Origin of the sequence: Bacillus sp. OxB-1 (assembly GCF_000829195.1) — a bacterium.
In the GTDB taxonomy this organism is placed as follows: domain Bacteria; phylum Bacillota; class Bacilli; order Bacillales_A; family Planococcaceae; genus Sporosarcina.
Window position 1 is genome coordinate 858790 of the sequence record NZ_AP013294.1, and the last position, 16560, is coordinate 875349.

Here is a 16560-nt window from a genome sequence, read left to right on the forward strand (position 1 = left end):
CTATACCCGTTCACCTGTAGCTGTCGCAAATAATCCATTCGGTTTGTAGAATAAAACAAAGAGCAAGAAAGCGAACGCAATGGCATCGCTATAATACGTTGAAATATAACCGCCGGAAAAAGCTTCGATAATTCCTAACAGCAAGCCGCCTGCAACAGCTCCCGGAATGCTATGCATGCCACCGAAAATCATCGCGACGAAGCCCTTGATTCCAATGAAAAATCCCATTTCATACGTGGCATCCGTCAATGGAGCGATCATGACACCTGCCAAGGCGCCCAATGCAGCCGCCAAAGTAAAAGCCAACGAAGACATCGTATTAATATTGACCCCCATCAAGCTTGCAGCACGTGGGTTCTTTTCACTTGCCCGTAGCGCGGAACCGATGAATGTTTTCTCGAAAAACCAATAGAGAACGACCAATAAAATGATAAGAACCGCAAAAATGAAAATGCTTTGCGGATTGATGACCGCTCCCATGAACTGGATTGGCTTCATTTCAATGACGGATGGCAGCGGCTTCGGCGATGTTCCCCAAATGATTAAGCCCATTCCTTTCAAGAAGATTGAAATTCCTAATGTAATGACAATCAGGATAATCGTCGTGGCATTCCTTGCCGGAAAAATGGCCAACCGTTCCACACCAAAACCGATGGCAGCTGTCAACAAGATAGCCAACGGAATGGCACCGAGGATCGGTATGCCCAAATTGACAAACGTCACACAGGACAAGGCGCCGATCATAGCAAATTCGCCTTGTGCCAAATTCAAGATGCCCGTGACATTATAAATGGTGACGAAACCGACAGCCAGTAAAGCGTAAATGCTGCCAACTGTCAAACCAGTGATCAAATATTGCATGAATACATCCATATTGATACCCCTTTCGAAAGAGACCTATGGTAGGTGGTTTTACCATAGGTCCATGCAATGCTTTCGTGTTTATTCTTCGATATATTTCCACTCATTGTTTTCGATTGCCAAAACCGAGATTCCATCCGCCAGCGAGCTTGCTTGGGATTCCTGGAAGTTAAATGTACCTGTTTTACCCAAATATTCTCCGGATTCGTTTTGCAAATAGTTTTGAATATCTTCCGATGTAAAGTTTCCAGCTTTGATGGCGTTAATGATGATTTCCATCCCATCCATTGCATGCGCACCGAAGAGATCCGGCTCACCGCCGCCAAATTCAGCCGCATAGGAATCACGGAAATCAAGCAACATCTCTTTTTGTTCGGAATCCGGCAATTGTTCCACAACGCTCAGCTTACTTCCAACGACCATGACATTTTCATTGTCGTCTTTCACTTGATCCAAGAATCCTTGGTTGGCCGCAGCGGTACTTTGAATCATCGGAATATCAAAACCGAGTGATTTGAAATTACGCGCTACAATACCGGCACCTGGTGTTCTGGACCAAACAATGACAGCTTCCGGATCTTTGCTCTTCACTTTCGTCAACTGAATCGTCATATCTGTTGCAGTCGCGTCGAATTCTTCATGAGCCACAATTTCAATGCCGTTTTGCTCAGCCAATTCCTTGAATGCCGGAAGACCAACTACGCCGAACCCGTCCGAGGCATTCAGCCAGCTGACTTTCTTGATATTATGCTTGTTCAAGTACTCGACAATCGGAGTGACAATTACCGTGTTGCTATGCGCCATGCTATAAACGTACTCATTGTCCTGTTCAATCGGGGCAACGGTAAACAACGGAACTTTATGTTCAATCGCTTTTGGCATAATGGCCATTGATGTACTCGTCTGCGTCGCACCGACGACTGCCACGACCCCTTCGGAAAGAAGTTTGTCCATCGCAACGACTGCCTTCGTATCATCCGTTTCATAATCATGCTTGACGAGCTGAATTTTCTTGCCGTCGATCGGACCTGCTTCATCCAACTGCTTTTGCAGCAGCTTCACTGTGTTGACCTGCGTACTGCCAAGAGTGGAGGCAGGTCCTGTTTCCGCGATGATGACCCCAATTTTGATAACCTCGTCATCCTTTTTACCCGTATCGGCACTACTTGTTTCCTCATCCAAACCACAGCCCGCCATTATCAATAACAGTACCATGGCCAAAATAGCCAAACTCTTTGCCTTTACATATCTTTTCATCTGAACCCAGCCCCCTATAATCGTTTTGTAGTGCAGAAAATTTTATCTAACACGCAGCGTCCGGCATCTCTCCCGCTTTTCAACCTCCTCTGTCCAGACCCCTCGACAACCCGAGGTGCATCATTTTTATCGCCGCCACTGGAAGCGCTTCCAATACGGAAGCAGGAATGCTGAAATTCCTACCAGCTAAGTACCCTCAGTATAATTTAATGCAAAATCACAAGCATCCTCACTATGTAGGAAAATCATTTTCGTTTATCCGCATAAGTGATGAATATTCGGAAATATCAATATAAACAAAGAAAAAGCAGTCATGGAAAATCGGGCAACCCAATTTCCCATGACGGCTTTTCTGGTATTCCTTTATTCTTACTTCATTGACAATGATGAACGAAACAATTGAACACGAGAGCGCTGATAATTACTTAACTAAACATTTAAAGGCTGTACGTGCTCTACACTCCTCTTCCTACATCCGTATTCACAATCAACTATTCTATTGGACCCCTTCAACCAAACGAGCCCTTTGCCCTTTCTTATACGCCCAATAATAAACGGCAGTGCCTAGGAAAATATAGAACGCACTAAACACATAGAGAGTTCCCAACTCCATTGTACCTGCCAAAGTTCCGGCTAGTAATGATCCGCCGCCGATCCCAATATCAAATATCGATAAAAACGTCGCCATGGCAACCGGTCGACGCGACGGTTCTACACTTTGAATGGCTAATGTCTGAAATAGCGGGAAGAGCGTCCCCCAACCAAGCCCGATCAAACCTGCCGCGACAAAAAATAGGAGCGCGCTATAGGATAAACCGAGCGACAACATCCCACATCCAAACAATAGGATGGAAGGAAAAATGATAATATTTGCTCCGTATTGATCAAACCAGCGACCGGTAAACGGGCGAGATAGAATGAGAACGACCGCAAACACGGCAAAAAAGTAACTCGCCTCATCCTCTAATCCCCGTTCCATCGCAAAGACCGCCATAAATGACAGAATCGTTGAATAGGCTAAAGCAAAAAATGCCCCTGTCAATGCAATTGGCATCGCGGCTTTTTCAAACACAGACACTTTCGGCTTTGCCTCTAAAACGGCTGGAACCGCTGCTTCTTTAGAGAGTTTTGTCACCACCCCTAAAATTAAAGCTAGCAACGAGGAGGCGGCTCCTACCCAAAATAATACAAATATTGAGAATTCTCCAAAAACCGTCAATCCGATAAATGGGCCGATCACCATCGCGAGATTGCTGGACATGACAAAATACCCCATGCCTTCCCCTTTTCTAGACTCCGGCACGATGTCCGCAATGATGGCACCCGTGATCGCCGTGGCGATTCCGAAACCGAGTCCGTGCACAAAGCGGATAACTAGTAAAGGGAAAATGGAATCAAACAACCCATACGAAAAAGAAGCTGCGGTAAATACAAGTAACGAAGCGATAAATATGTATCGTTTTCCTACCCTTTCAATCCAAAGGCCAAGAAAAGGGCGAATGATAATCGCTGCTCCTAAAAAAACTGCTGTAAAAAGCCCTGCCTCTGTCCCCGACGCCCCAAAGTGGCTAATCGCCGCAGACGGTAGAGTAATAAGTAATGAATAATACGTGATAAACAAGAAAAAGTTCGATAATGACACAAAGATAAAGGCCTTTGTCCATAACGCTCCACTATTCACGTAATCCCCCCTCTTCCTTTCCTAGTGTATGAAACCATTAAAAAAATCGCCGTCGGTTTCAATCGTATCATTATACAAGACTTGGAGAAGTACTTCTTACTATTTAGCTTGTCCCCTTCAAAAGGTGAGTACATGAAGAAAAAGCGGGTTTATTAGGAAGCTAACTAATAAACTCGCTTTTTTTCAATTTTTAGTCTATCCCGTGCTTCGCGGAAATTGTCACGCTATCGCTCGACTCTCTGTAAAACTAAGTTCGTCCGGATGGCCTTATTATCTCAAAGTTTTCAACGCACCGCTCCACGCTTCCACTTCTTCGAGCATGGCATTTACATTATCCAAATGTAGCGATTGGGGCTTAAACTCTGTTCCGTTTTCAAAATCCGTAAATAGGGATAGTGTTGGGTGAGTACGGACATCAGCAATTTTCAATTCCCCACAGATCCCACGTAAATGTTCTGCCGCACGTGCTCCACCAGTCGAACCGTAACTAACGATTCCGGCTGCTTTGTCGTTCCAAGCTTCCCGAGCAAAATCGAGAGCATTTTTCAATGCGCCTGTGATGCTGTGGTTGTATTCTTGCACGATAAAAACAAATCCGTCCAACTTAGCAAGTTTTTCATTCCAAGCTGCAATTCCGGGCTCTGTTCCATCGGTTTCCCCTAAAAACGGTAATTTGAAATCAGCAATGTCCACAATTTCATAATTGGCAGTGTCACGTTGATCTGCAATTCCTTTTACCCACTCTCCAACTTGCGGACTTACCCGGCCTTGACGTGTGCTTCCTAAAATAATTCCAATGTTTAGTTTTTCAGCCATGTTTTCATTCTCCTCTACTTGTTTCCCGAATAATTTATCAAAAAAACCCAATGTTCTTACCACCTATCCAATAATTTGGCTTACCTCTTGATCTGTAGGACAATTCGATTTCCGGAAGGATCCACTGTAAAAATGGATCCATTTTCTTCTGTAACAGCTGCTCCAATTTGTGTCAGTTGCTCGATAATCTGCTTCCTCTTTTCTTCATTCGGCAGTATGAGCGTAAATGATTTTAATCCAACGCTATTCGCTGCCGGTGCAGGTGCCCCGACACCATTCCATGTATTCAATCCGATATGGTGATGGTATTTGCCGGTAGAAATGAAAAGTGCCTGGTCTCCAAAGCGGTTAACGACTTCGAAGCCTAGCCCCTTGCTGTAAAACTCTTCTGTTTTCTGCAACTCAGAAACATGCAAATGGATATGACCCATTACCGTGCCTGGCGGTAATCCATTCCATTCGCCTTGTTTTCCGATGGACAACAGATCTTGAAAATCCAGCGGGTCTACCGTCATGGCTACCTCGTCATTTTTCCAACTCCAGACAGAAGGGTCCCGATCCGTGTAAATTTCAATCCCATTCCCATCCGGGTCTGACAAATACAGCGCCTCGCTTACGAGGTGATCCGAGGAACCGATGCGAACCCCTTTATCAATGAAGTGAAACACAATATTTGCCAGGTCGGTACGCTTTGGCAAAAGCAAGGCAAAGTGATAAAGCCCTGTCGTTCTTCCTTGTGAAGGCATCACATTTTCCGGCTGCTCCAACGATAATAAGACCGTCTTTCCATCTGCGGACAAGTCCGCTGTTCGATCGGTTTGATTTATGATCTGAAATCCAATGATCTCTTGATAGAATGCCAAAGCCCTTTCCAGGCTTTCCACTTTCAAATTCACTTGCCCGACGAAGGTGGATGGGGCTTGATGAAAATTCAATAAAATTCCTCCTCATATGTTTTGATACTAAAAAGTCCTCATTTCAATACTTACTTTATGTAAGTAACTATACTACCGTTAATACTACGTGTCAAGTAAGCTATAAACAAAATACAATGTAATTACTTAAAAATGTGGATATAATAGAAGTAAGGAGTTGATGACATTGAATAAATCCATTTGTCCCAGATTCGAAAAAGCCATGTCCTTGTTAAATAAACGGTGGACCGGCCTGATTATTTATCAACTGCTATCCGGTCCGCAGCGTTTTTGCAATATCGAATCCACCATCGGCGTCAGTGGCAGAGTACTGTCCGAGCGGTTAAAAGACTTGGAGAACGAGGGCATCGTCAAACGTGAAGTATACCCTGAAACTCCGGTCCGCATCGAATATTCATTGACCGATAAAGGATCTGCATTGCAACCTCTCATGAAGGAAATAGAAAATTGGTCACAGAACTGGCTGGAAGATGGAGCTATGTAAATTATTTGCAAAAGCAAGCTAAAATAAAACAGGTGGAGAAAAACAAAACGTTTTCCTTCACCTGTTTCTAGCTTACATGACCCATTTTCTTCAATACATTACTACCCCCACCACCAACACGGTCATGACAGATGGCAAAGTGATGGCGATAGCGGAGATGATGGCTCCCCATAATTCTTTCCAATTTGGAAAATAGAACGCTGCCTCCCGTACATCCGTATCCACTTCCCACTCAACGAAAAAACGTAGAACCATCTGCTTTAAAACATTTAGTGGAATAAAAAATCTTTTCACTACTCCAATGTAAAATAATTACATTTTTTCCACTTGAATTGTCAGAATCAATATTATTTTTATAGAAATATATTATGGAAGATGTTATAATACATACTACCTATAATCAGTCGTAATATATACATTTTCGACTATGCTTGCAAAACAGTCCTCACCGAACCATCATTCAATACGTGGGAGAAAGGAAGAACAGCCATGATATTAGATGCAATTAAAAATATCCCGTCTATCTCTCTTTTATTGGATGAGAAGTTTTGTGTATGGATCACCGATCGCCAAGGATTATTCACGTACGTCAATAAGAACTTCTGTCTTCTGTCGCAGTACGAGGAAAACGAGCTCATCGGGCAAAGCTTCAGCATAGTCCACCCGAACTTTACGGCGGAGCGTTCCATCCCACAAGTGGAAAAGGAAATTGCCGAAATGAAGGTTTGGCAGCGGAATTTGAAAAACTTTGCGAAAGACGGTTCTCCTTTTTGGGTCAACGCTACTGTCATTCCCATTTTGGACGAGCATGGCACAACCACTCATTTCTTATCGATCGATACGGATATAACAAGCAAAGAGTTAGCCGATTTCAAGTACAAGGAAGCGGTTGAAAATCTACGGAACATTGAAAATGCGTTAAACCAATCCTCTGTTGTCGTCGTGACCGACCCTGCAGGTAAAATTACATATGTCAATGACAAGTTTCTTAAGCTCTCCAAGTATTCATCCGAGGAGCTGATCGGAAAAACACATCGGGTCGTCAATTCAGGCCACCACCCGAAAGACTACTTCAAGGAAATGTGGCAGACAATCCGAAGCGGCCGGATTTGGAGAGGGGATATTAAAAACCAGGCAAAGGATGGAAGCGCCTATTGGGTCAATACGACCATCGTGCCTTTCCTAGATAAAAGCGGAAAGCCTTATCAATATATCGCCATCCGGACAGACATCACGGCTAGGAAAGAGGCCGAAGAGTCGTTACAAGAAGCATTGAAAAATGATTTCCGACAAACCGTAAAAAATTTACAAAATGCCATCTTCAAATATACTTTAGATGAGGATGGGGAAATAGTCTTCACACTCATCGAAGGAAAAATTGCCGAAAAATTCAACTTCACTGCGGAAAATCTTAATTCAAATTTGAAAAAGATCAAACACCTGAAGACGAACAATGACAATGTATACAAACATTTGCTGCTCGGGATGCAAGGTACGGAGACCGATTTCGAATTAAGTTTTCGCGATTTCACTTTCCTCTTTTACTTATCCCCTATTTTTGAAGGTGGACATGTCGTGGAAGTCGTCGGAACGGCAAGCGATATTACCGAGCGGAAGCAAGCGGAGAGAACAATTGAGCGCATGGCCTATTACGATTCGCTGACAGGCTTGCCGAATCGGAGGCTTTTGAAGGAATGCGTCAAAGAGGCGATTCAAAAAGCGAAATTGAACGAAGAAGAGTTGGCCATCATGTTCATCGACTTGGATCGGTTCAAGAACGTCAATGATTCGATGGGCCATTTCGTCGGGGATCAATTGCTGCAGTCCGTGGGGGAGCGTCTCAAGACTTGTGTGCGCGACAATGACGTGGTCGCCCGATTGAATGGAGACGAATTTGTCATCTTGTTCCCTTCTACGAATGCGGCTCAAGTGGAGTCCGTCGCCGCTCGGATCATTGAGGAGATTTCGGAGCCGTTCCAGTTCAACTCGGTTGCAGTCTACATCTCCGGAAGCATCGGCATCAGCATGTTTCCCCAGGACGGGGCTGATTACGACACCTTGTTGAGCAATGCGGATTCCGCCATGTATCTATCGAAAGAGGTCGGGAAAAGCACCTATCAATTTTTCACCAAAGAGTTGCGGGAAGCCATGCTGGAAAAAACGCTTCTCGAAATGGAGCTCCGCCAGGCGTTAAAAAAAGGGCAGCTCCACCTGCATTATCAACCGCAATTCAATACGAAAACTGGACAACTGAAAGGACTGGAAGCACTCGCAAGGTGGGATCATCCGTCACTCGGCCCTATCTCGCCAGGGCGTTTCATCCCGATCGCGGAAGAGACAGGTCTGATTTTGCCTATCGGGAATTGGGTTATGAGAACCGCGTGCATGCAAGTGAAGAGCTGGGAAAAGAGAGGCCTTCCGTCTGTCCGCATCAGCGTCAACGTCTCAGCACGGCAGTTCATGCAGCCGGCTTTCGTGTCGCAAGTCCAAAACATACTCCATGAAACGGGATTGCATCCTAAAAAGTTGAATATCGAAATTACGGAAAGCATGACAATGGATGTGGACCATTGCTTATCCGTCCTGTCCCAGCTGAATGAAATCGGAGTCAGCGTCAGCATCGATGATTTCGGAACGGGTTATTCATCCCTCAGCTATTTGGGATCCTTTCCGATCAGCCATTTGAAAATCGACCAATCCTTTGTACGGGAGATGTCGCCTAAAAACCGGGTCATTGTCAAGTCCATCATCGACTTAGCAAAAAACTTGAACCTCAACGTCATTGCCGAAGGCGTGGAGACCGAGGAGCAGGCTCTTTTCCTTAGCAATTTACAATGTGATGAAGTACAAGGCTTCCTGTTCTCCAAACCGCTTCCAGTCAAAGAAGCGGAAGAGCTCCTAATCGAGGCACAGTCCAATTCGAAAGTGTCCAGCTGATCACAACGCAACCGCCCTTCTCTTTCTAAACGAAAAGTTTTTATTCACTGTTTTGTTTCGCCGATTTGAATTGTTCTTTCTTAATACAAAGAAACACCCCATAGAGTTCACTGTCTACTCTAAGGGGTGCATTTTTAAACAAAACCATGAATCTTTTTGTGAAAAGTATTAAAAATAGATTTTGATTTCACTTTATATCTGGTACAGCTAAACCTTCAGCGCCAGACTCAGATGTTTTTGCCTCAGGACAATAGCGTTTAATCATATCAATACCTATCGCAGCACGACGGACACGCTCACGAACTAATGATAAGTTTGTCGCTTCCCATTGCTTTCCTGACGGATAAACGTCCGGGTGATTACGTAAACCAAATTTAATATATACTGGCGACAACACACGGATAATCTCTGGAATTTCATAGTAACGTAAGAAGCCACCAAAATTATCAGGTACCTCAATATACAGATCAATTGGAATGTCAATCGCCTGGCGAATTGCGGCCAACTTTGCCAACGTTAACGATGAAGGGACATTATACGTGTCTGCCCCCAAGTCTTCCATAATTTTCACGGATACAGGATTACAAGCACCCATCTGTACAGACACTTTCGTCACAAAGCCTTGTGGAAGAAGACCCTCTTCCTTCATTTTTTTCGTCATCAAAAGTAAACCCTCGTCCGCAACTAATGCACCTTTTAATCCAAGCTCTGCACCCCGGATTAAGTCTTCCATGGCATAAGCTAGTTGGTCAGCTCCCTCATGACGCAAAGCTTGTGATTTCCCTGCTGCTGTTAATGGCCCTGCACTAATATCCCATGTCCCTCGGGGTCCTACGAATAAGCTGAGTTCCATACCACGTTCCGCTGTTAATTTGCACATTTCCTTAATTTCTTCATCTGTCAGGAGCATAATGCCACTTCCTTGAGATACGCGATGTACTGAGATTCCATATTCATCTAATGCTTTCAAGGTTTCTTTTAATGCGGCTGGTCCCTCAACGCTTGGCAGCTCAATACGGTATTGTGCTCCATCAGGAAAACGTTTGGTTGAAGTGGGTAGATGTGTATAATCAGTTGTTGGATAACCCAGCTTTTCCAGTAACTTTTGCGATACGTTCATATAATTCCCCTCTTTTCATCAACACATATTTAAAACCTACCTATAATCCTTTATTCAGCCTTGATAAATACTGTTTTTGTCATTGTATAAAATTCTTTTGCTGCTTCACCTTGTTCGCGGCTACCTGTGCTGGATGATTTGACGCCACCGAAAGGTGCTTGGAATTCTACTCCTGCACTTTCTGCATTTACACGTACTAATCCAGCTTCAATATCATCAATAAATGTTAAAGCTGACCCAATATTCGTTGTAAAAATGGAAGCACTCAATCCGAACTCCACGTCATTTGCAAGCTGAATCGCTTCCTCCACTGATTCTACCTTAATCAATGCGATTACTGGCCCGAAAATTTCCTCTTGCGCAATGCGCATTGATGAATCTACTTGATCGAAAATAGTTGGCTCTACATAATAGCCCGGTAATGATGGAGACTGTAATGAATTACCGCCAAATAACACCTTGGCTCCCTCTTTTTTGCCGATTTCAATATAATCCAATACTGTATTGTATTGACTTTCACTTGCACATGGTCCCATCCACGTAGCAGCATCTAAGCCAGAACCAATGGTAATTTTTTCGGACTCCTCAATCAATGCTTGTTTTAATACTTCATATGCCCCCGATTCAACGATGACTCGACTCGTTGCTGTACATTTTTGGCCAGTTGACTTAAAAGCTCCGCTTAGTATAGCTTGTACAGCTGAATCGATGTTCGCATCGTTTAATACGATAACAGGGTTTTTTCCGCCCATTTCTAATTGGAATTTCACTTGATTTTTAGTCGCAGCTTCTGCCACAGTTCTTCCGACAGAGCTTGACCCCGTGAAGGTAATGCCGTTAATTCCTTCGCTGCGGATTAATGCATCCCCTACAACAGACCCACTTCCTGTCACAAAATTCAAGACGCCGTTTGGAATACCTGCATCTGCGAAGCACTTCACAACTTTGGCCGCTGTTACTGCCGCCTCCGAAGCTGGCTTAAAAACAACCGTGTTTCCATACACCAAAGCAGGAGCAATTTTCCATATAGGAATTGCTACAGGGAAGTTCCAAGGTGTGATTACGCCTACTGTCCCAAGCGGAGTGCGTTTTGTAAACATAATTGCACCATTATCTGAGGCTGGGATCACATCCCCGTCCTTTCGGCTTCCTTCTGCTGCATAATATTTTAAGATCGCAATTCCACGTTGAGTTTCACCGATAGCTTCTGGTAATGTTTTACCCATTTCCTCTGTCAGTGTTTGCGCAATATCGTCCAAGTTCTTTTCTAACTGCTCTGCAACCTTGTATAATAACTGTCCCCGTTGAAATTGACCGAGTTTATGCCACCCTTTTTTAGCTTCATTGGCAGCTTGTACAGCCATTTGTAATTCCTCAACTGTAGAAGCCTGTACTTTTCCCATCACTTCGCGAGTTGCGGGGTTTATACTTTCGATTAACTTGCCACTCACACTATTAGTCCATTCACCATTAATTAAGTTTTCATACGTTTGTACCATTCCTAATACCTCCTTATAATGGATAGCCGTTAAGATAAGATAGTTCCCTACTAAATTTCAGGATTACTTCTCTGGCTATATCTTTCTTTTTGTCCCATTTATCAAGAGTCATGGCTATACTGACTCCAGCTATAATTTCTCCATTCATATTATAAATAGGGGCTGCTATACAATGAATACCAATAGCCGACTCCTGATGCTCTTCTATATAACCAACTTGTTTAGCTTCACTTAAATTATTAAATAACTCTTCCAAGTCTGTAATCGTATACTCTGTTACTTTGATTAATCCGTCTTTAAATATACTTTCCAATTCCTTAAATGATTTGTTAATTAATTGAACCTTCCCAACTGAAGTGCTATGAGATGGAAATAAAGATCCCGGGTAAGTAACTAAATCAATCGGTGAACTACTCATTATTTTTCCTAAATACATTACCTTATCATTTTCAAGCTTTCCAATTTGTAAGTGTTCATCAATTAACTCTACATACTTTGGTCCAATTTCATAAAATTGGTTCACTATATTAATATGTTTAAAATAGTGACTTCCAATAATCCCTAATTCGGGACCTAAATTATAGGTTTCATCCTTGTCTTTGACAATCCACCCTAAACCTTCAAGGGTTTTCAGAAGGGAAAAAGTAGTACTTTTACTAATACCCAGTTTCTTGGAAAAGTCAATTTGCCGAACACCACTTTTTTCACTAATGATTAACTGTAGAATACGGTTGACTCTTTCCAAGGTTGGAACACGGTACCTGTTTTCCAATTATTATTATCCTCCTAGCAAGAACAATGATATTTGAGGGAAGACTGTTAAAATAGCCAGTACTCCTATCATTATCATTATAAACGGGATAACAGCTTTAACTAACTGCCCAAATTCAATAGTATCAAGAGATTTAGCAACAAAGAGGTTCACACCTAAAGGAGGAGTAAGTAAACCAATAGCTAAATTTACAATCATCAAAATACCAAAATACACCAAATTAATTTCATACTGCATTAAAATGGGGAGTAAAATGGGGACAATTAAAATAATGGCCGCATTTACTTCAACAAACATTCCCACTATAAAGAAAATGACCATTATAAGTAATAAAAACATCGTTGGCCCATTCGTTACTTCCATTAAGTAGCTTGCTAGTTTCGTTGGTATTTGCTCTACCGTAATAATCCAGCTCATTAAATTAGCAGAAGCTATAATGACTAACACCATGGAAGACAATACACTTGCCTCAACAAAAATCGTCTTTAAATCACTAAACTTAATTGTTTTATAAACGAATAGGGCAACAATTAAACCATACATACAAGCGACTGCACCAGATTCTGTTGGAGTGAACTCACCAGAATAAATTCCTCCTAAAATAATGACAGGCATCAACAATCCTAAGATTGACTTTTTAAAGTGTAAGAAGAAATTTGCAAATGTAGCCTTTTCTAACCCTCTATATCCTCGCTTTTTTGAAATAATGTAGGCGTAGAGTATTAATGCGGCTCCCATAAAGACACCTGGTACAATACCCGCTATAAATAAATCTCCTACACTGACGTTAGCGGAAATACCGTACGTAATAAACGGAATACTTGGTGGAATAATAATTCCTATGGTCCCTGCAGAAGCAATCAAAGCTAGTGAGAACTTCTTATCATACCCTTCTTTAATCATGGCAGGCACAATAATCGATCCTATTGCCACTACTGTAGCTGGAGCAGACCCTGAAATAGCCGCAAAGAACATACTTGCTACAATTGCTATAATAGCAAATCCTCCTGTAACAGAGCCTACTATACTTCCCGCAAAATCAACCAGTCTTTTAGAAATTCCGCCCCTCTCCATGATTTTCCCAGCAAGCATGAAAAGAGGAATTGACATAAGGGGAAATGAATCTAACCCAGTAATCATTCGTTGTACACCAACGAATTGAGACAAGTCAGAACTTAGTAAGGCTATAATCGATGCCAGTGCAACGCCAAAGCCTAAAGGGACATTTAATAGTAATATAATTAGTAATGAAACAATTAAAATAGTTATCATATGCTACACCTAGTCCGCGAAGATTTCTGACTTTTCAATTTTTTCATTTCTAATCACATCAGAGATGAACAAGATAATATATCGAATTAGCATTAAAGCTGTCCCTACCACTATTGCTCCATATACACCAGACATAGGTACTTGCATTGCCGGAGATAATTGTCCTTTAGTAATCAAGCTATTAATAAAGGGAATCCCGATATATAAAAGTAAAATGCAATAGACCATTGACAATATATAACTGATTCCTCTCAGTACTCTGTTAGCTTTCTCAGGTAAATATACTACTAGTATATCCAAAGTGATATGAGCACCTTTTTTCACTCCTAGGCTAGCGGCAATAAAGGTAGACCAAATCATTAAATATCTTGCTAACTCTTCTCCCCAAGTTATGGAAGAACCAAATAGGTATCGTAATAAAAAGTTTAGAAAAACAATTAACAGCATAAATAGAAGTGTTAAATAGGCAACGTTTTCTTCTATATAGGTCAGTATTTTTTCAAACCTTTTTAGCATGTTTATCCCCCCTTAAAATTGAGCCTATTAATTTTACCAATAGGCTCAATTTTATTAAATTACTCCCCTAACTTTTCCATTAATGAATCATAAGTTTCTTCCCCTACGACTTCTCTGTAGCTTTCCGTTACAGGTTGAGCTAATTTTTGGAACTCTTCATATTGCTCGTCGGTAAGTTCTGTAATCTTGACTCCATGTTCTTCCATAACTTTTCGACCTTCAATTTCTTGATCTTGGTTCATTTTTCTTTCAACTTGCTCCCATTTCGCTACTTCTTCAGCTAAAATCTCTTGCAAATCTTCTGGCATGCTGTTATAAACATCGTCATTAATTACAAAAGCATAGGCTCCAAATACATGGTTAGTTAATGTCATATATTTTGTAACTTCATAGAATTTCATACCTACAATTAGGGAGAATGGGTTTTCATATCCATCAATAACCCCCTGCTGTAAACTACTATATAATTCATTAAACGCGATTGGTGTCGCATTTCCTCCAAACGCCTTAATCATGTCCATATGTGCTTGGTTCTCTTGTGTACGAATTTTTAATCCTTTCATATCTTGAGGAGTAAGGACTTCCTTCGTGTTATTCGCTACGTGTCGAATACCATTTTCTCCCCAGCCTAGACCTCTCATACCTGTTTCCGCGTTTAACTTTTCAAATAACTCGTCACCAAATTCTCCATCCAATATACTAAATGCTTGTTCGCTATCTTTAAATATATAAGGTAAATCCAAAACCATCATAGCTTTACTAAACCCGGCAAATGGACCTGTTGAAATAACTGCCATCTCAATGGAACCGTTTTGTACACCTTCCAAAGCTTCACGTTCTCCGCCCAACTGACTGTTTGGATATGTCTCAATAGAAATCCGCCCATCAGAACTTTCTTCAATTGATTTTTTAAATTCTTGCAAAGAGTTTTCTAACCGATCATTCGTTGCGGCGGATGAATGTGCTACTTTTAGTTTGTATACTTTATCTGAACCTGAGTTCGAACCTGAACCTTCCGCTTCCTTATCAGATCCACACGCTGCTAAAATTACAGCCACAACCAACAATAAAAAAATATTTAACCTTTTCATACAATCTCCTCCAACTTTTGTCCGTAAAATGAAGCTTCAATAATTGTTTTCACATCATCAGCTGTTGTTTCTCTAGGATTCACCTTGATATTTCCGCTTCTCATCGAATCCTCAATTAATGTTTCAATAGAATCTAAGTTGATTCCCAACTCTTTTGTTGTTTTGGGAATGCCTAAATTCCTATTTAGCTCTTTAATTCTATCAATTATCTTTTTAGCGTTTTCCATTTCTGTACTATCCGAATCATACACGTCTAATGCCCGCGCGATGTCGCAATATTTCCCTACAGCAGCTGGAAGGTTAAATTCTAGTACATACGGTAATAACACTGCATTCGCAAAGCCATGCGGAACATTAAACACACCGCCGAAAGCTTGAGAAATTGCATGGACGTTACCTAATCTTGTCTGGGAAAAACAAATTCCCGCTAAAGCAGCTGCCTCAAGTAAATTCTTCCTACCTTCGAGATCAGAACCGTCATTGTAAACGTTTTCGATATTTTCATTAATTAAAGCAATTGCTTTTAAAGCCATATCTGCAACAACGCCATTTTCTTGTTTAGACAAATACGATTCTATTGCATGTGTAAGTGCATCAATAGCCGTCGAACTCGTTATAGGTTTTGGACATCCCATTGTTAATTTTGGATCAACTATTGCAGTTTTCGGGAAAATCTTTTCACTGATGATTGCTACTTTAAACGATGTCGCTTCATCTGTAATAATTGTGGAAGCTGTCACTTCACTCCCTGTTCCCGCAGTGGTTGGGATTGCAATTAAATCGACTGGATCATTTGGCACATTACCCACACCTTCATATTGAAGGATACTCCCCGCATTAGTTAGCATTACAGCTATAGCCTTTGCAGTGTCGATGCTACTTCCTCCACCAAAGCCAATTACAAAATCTGTTCCAAATTCTTTAGCAAACTTTAAACCCTCTTCAATTGTTCTTGATTTAGGGTTCGGTTCAACCTCGGAAAAAATTTTATACTCAATATTTGAAGCTGATACTATTTTTAATAAAGTATCTAATAATCCTGCAGAGATAATCCCTGGGTCTGTTACTATTAACATTTTTTTATTAATGTAACTTTCCAAAATTCCTTCTAACTCAAAAATTGCGTCGTTTCCGAATATAACCCTGGTGGGCATAAAATAACTATACATTCTTAGACTCCCCCTCACTTAGAGTTCATAATGATGAACTCAGTTACCTTATACTGAACTCAAATAGAATATATCATTCTAAATAATACAAATCAACTCTTTTCCAAAAAAACAGATTCTTCTCCGAAGTTGTTTATGTTTGACTTTAAT

15 protein-coding genes are annotated in these 16560 nt (G+C 41.5%); 2 read left to right on the top strand and 13 right to left on the bottom strand.

The features are described 5' to 3' along the window. From OXB_RS04485 to OXB_RS04505, 5 genes are all read right to left on the bottom strand, one after another. Entirely contained in the window at positions 1–873 is an 873-nt protein-coding gene (locus OXB_RS04485) for a branched-chain amino acid ABC transporter permease (protein WP_041072235.1), read from the bottom strand. A 69-nt stretch (positions 874–942) separates the two neighbouring features. After that, positions 943–2118, bottom strand: a complete 1176-nt coding sequence (locus OXB_RS04490; protein WP_041072237.1) for an ABC transporter substrate-binding protein — start codon at positions 2116–2118, stop codon at positions 943–945. A gap of 496 nt (positions 2119–2614) precedes the next feature. Further along, the gene (locus OXB_RS04495; RefSeq protein ID WP_041072239.1) at positions 2615–3799 is read right to left on the bottom strand and encodes an MFS transporter; all 1185 of its coding nucleotides are present in this window, start codon (positions 3797–3799) and stop codon (positions 2615–2617) included. 270 nt (positions 3800–4069) lie between these two features. Then, a complete protein-coding gene (locus tag OXB_RS04500; protein WP_041072241.1) occupies positions 4070–4666 on the bottom strand; it encodes an NADPH-dependent FMN reductase in 597 nt (198 codons plus the stop codon). A 29-nt stretch (positions 4667–4695) separates the two neighbouring features. Continuing rightward, entirely contained in the window at positions 4696–5550 is an 855-nt protein-coding gene (locus OXB_RS04505; RefSeq protein WP_041072244.1) for a VOC family protein, read from the bottom strand. 166 nt (positions 5551–5716) lie between these two features. Here OXB_RS04505 and OXB_RS04510 point away from each other — a divergent pair, with 166 nt between their 5' ends. Continuing rightward, positions 5717–6034: a winged helix-turn-helix transcriptional regulator gene (locus OXB_RS04510; protein WP_084212542.1), complete on the top strand. Its 318-nt coding sequence runs from the start codon at positions 5717–5719 to the stop codon at positions 6032–6034. A 90-nt stretch (positions 6035–6124) separates the two neighbouring features. Here the strand turns inward: OXB_RS04510 and OXB_RS04515 are convergent, their stop codons facing one another. Then, positions 6125–6328: a hypothetical protein gene (locus tag OXB_RS04515; protein WP_041072248.1), complete on the bottom strand. Its 204-nt coding sequence runs from the start codon at positions 6326–6328 to the stop codon at positions 6125–6127. 195 nt (positions 6329–6523) lie between these two features. On the opposite strand from OXB_RS04515, the gene OXB_RS04520 reads away from it, so the two are divergent. Next, positions 6524–8971, top strand: coding sequence for an EAL domain-containing protein (locus OXB_RS04520; RefSeq protein ID WP_144399649.1), 2448 nt, complete (start codon positions 6524–6526; stop codon positions 8969–8971). 187 nt (positions 8972–9158) lie between these two features. On the opposite strand, the gene OXB_RS04525 is transcribed toward OXB_RS04520, so the two are convergent. From OXB_RS04525 to OXB_RS04555, 7 genes are read right to left on the bottom strand one after another with little or no spacing between them, the layout of a single operon-like run. Further along, positions 9159–10091, bottom strand: a complete 933-nt coding sequence (locus OXB_RS04525; RefSeq protein WP_041072250.1) for a U32 family peptidase — start codon at positions 10089–10091, stop codon at positions 9159–9161. Between the two features lie 50 nt (positions 10092–10141). Continuing rightward, complete coding sequence (gucD, locus tag OXB_RS04530) at positions 10142–11590, bottom strand: alpha-ketoglutaric semialdehyde dehydrogenase GucD (protein ID WP_041072252.1); 1449 nt, start codon at positions 11588–11590, stop codon at positions 10142–10144. 13 nt (positions 11591–11603) lie between these two features. After that, positions 11604–12362: an IclR family transcriptional regulator gene (locus OXB_RS04535; RefSeq protein ID WP_041072254.1), complete on the bottom strand. Its 759-nt coding sequence runs from the start codon at positions 12360–12362 to the stop codon at positions 11604–11606. 6 nt (positions 12363–12368) lie between these two features. Continuing rightward, a complete protein-coding gene (locus tag OXB_RS04540) occupies positions 12369–13634 on the bottom strand; it encodes a TRAP transporter large permease (protein ID WP_041072256.1) in 1266 nt (421 codons plus the stop codon). A gap of 9 nt (positions 13635–13643) precedes the next feature. Beyond that, a complete protein-coding gene (locus tag OXB_RS04545; protein ID WP_052483869.1) occupies positions 13644–14150 on the bottom strand; it encodes a TRAP transporter small permease in 507 nt (168 codons plus the stop codon). Positions 14151–14209: 59 nt separating this feature from the next. Next, a complete protein-coding gene (locus OXB_RS04550) occupies positions 14210–15241 on the bottom strand; it encodes a TRAP transporter substrate-binding protein (RefSeq protein WP_041072258.1) in 1032 nt (343 codons plus the stop codon). Next, positions 15238–16410: an iron-containing alcohol dehydrogenase gene (locus OXB_RS04555; protein ID WP_041072260.1), complete on the bottom strand. Its 1173-nt coding sequence runs from the start codon at positions 16408–16410 to the stop codon at positions 15238–15240. The genes OXB_RS04550 and OXB_RS04555 overlap by 4 nt, the downstream gene beginning before the upstream one ends. Between the last annotated feature and the right edge of the window lie 150 nt (positions 16411–16560).

Bases quoted from the DNA above. Each gene is read 5' to 3' on its own strand.
- OXB_RS04485 (WP_041072235.1), bottom strand. From the start codon at position 873: ATGGATGTATTCATGCAATATTTGATCACTGGTTTGACAGTTGGCAGC.
- OXB_RS04490 (WP_041072237.1), bottom strand. From the start codon at position 2,118: ATGAAAAGATATGTAAAGGCAAAGAGTTTGGCTATTTTGGCCATGGTA.
- OXB_RS04520 (WP_144399649.1), top strand. From the start codon at position 6,524: ATGATATTAGATGCAATTAAAAATATCCCGTCTATCTCTCTTTTATTG.
- OXB_RS04525 (WP_041072250.1), bottom strand. From the start codon at position 10,091: ATGAACGTATCGCAAAAGTTACTGGAAAAGCTGGGTTATCCAACAACT.
- gucD (WP_041072252.1), bottom strand. From the start codon at position 11,590: ATGGTACAAACGTATGAAAACTTAATTAATGGTGAATGGACTAATAGT.
- OXB_RS04540 (WP_041072256.1), bottom strand. From the start codon at position 13,634: ATGATAACTATTTTAATTGTTTCATTACTAATTATATTACTATTAAAT.
- OXB_RS04545 (WP_052483869.1), bottom strand. From the start codon at position 14,150: ATGCTAAAAAGGTTTGAAAAAATACTGACCTATATAGAAGAAAACGTT.
- OXB_RS04550 (WP_041072258.1), bottom strand. From the start codon at position 15,241: ATGAAAAGGTTAAATATTTTTTTATTGTTGGTTGTGGCTGTAATTTTA.
- OXB_RS04555 (WP_041072260.1), bottom strand. From the start codon at position 16,410: ATGTATAGTTATTTTATGCCCACCAGGGTTATATTCGGAAACGACGCA.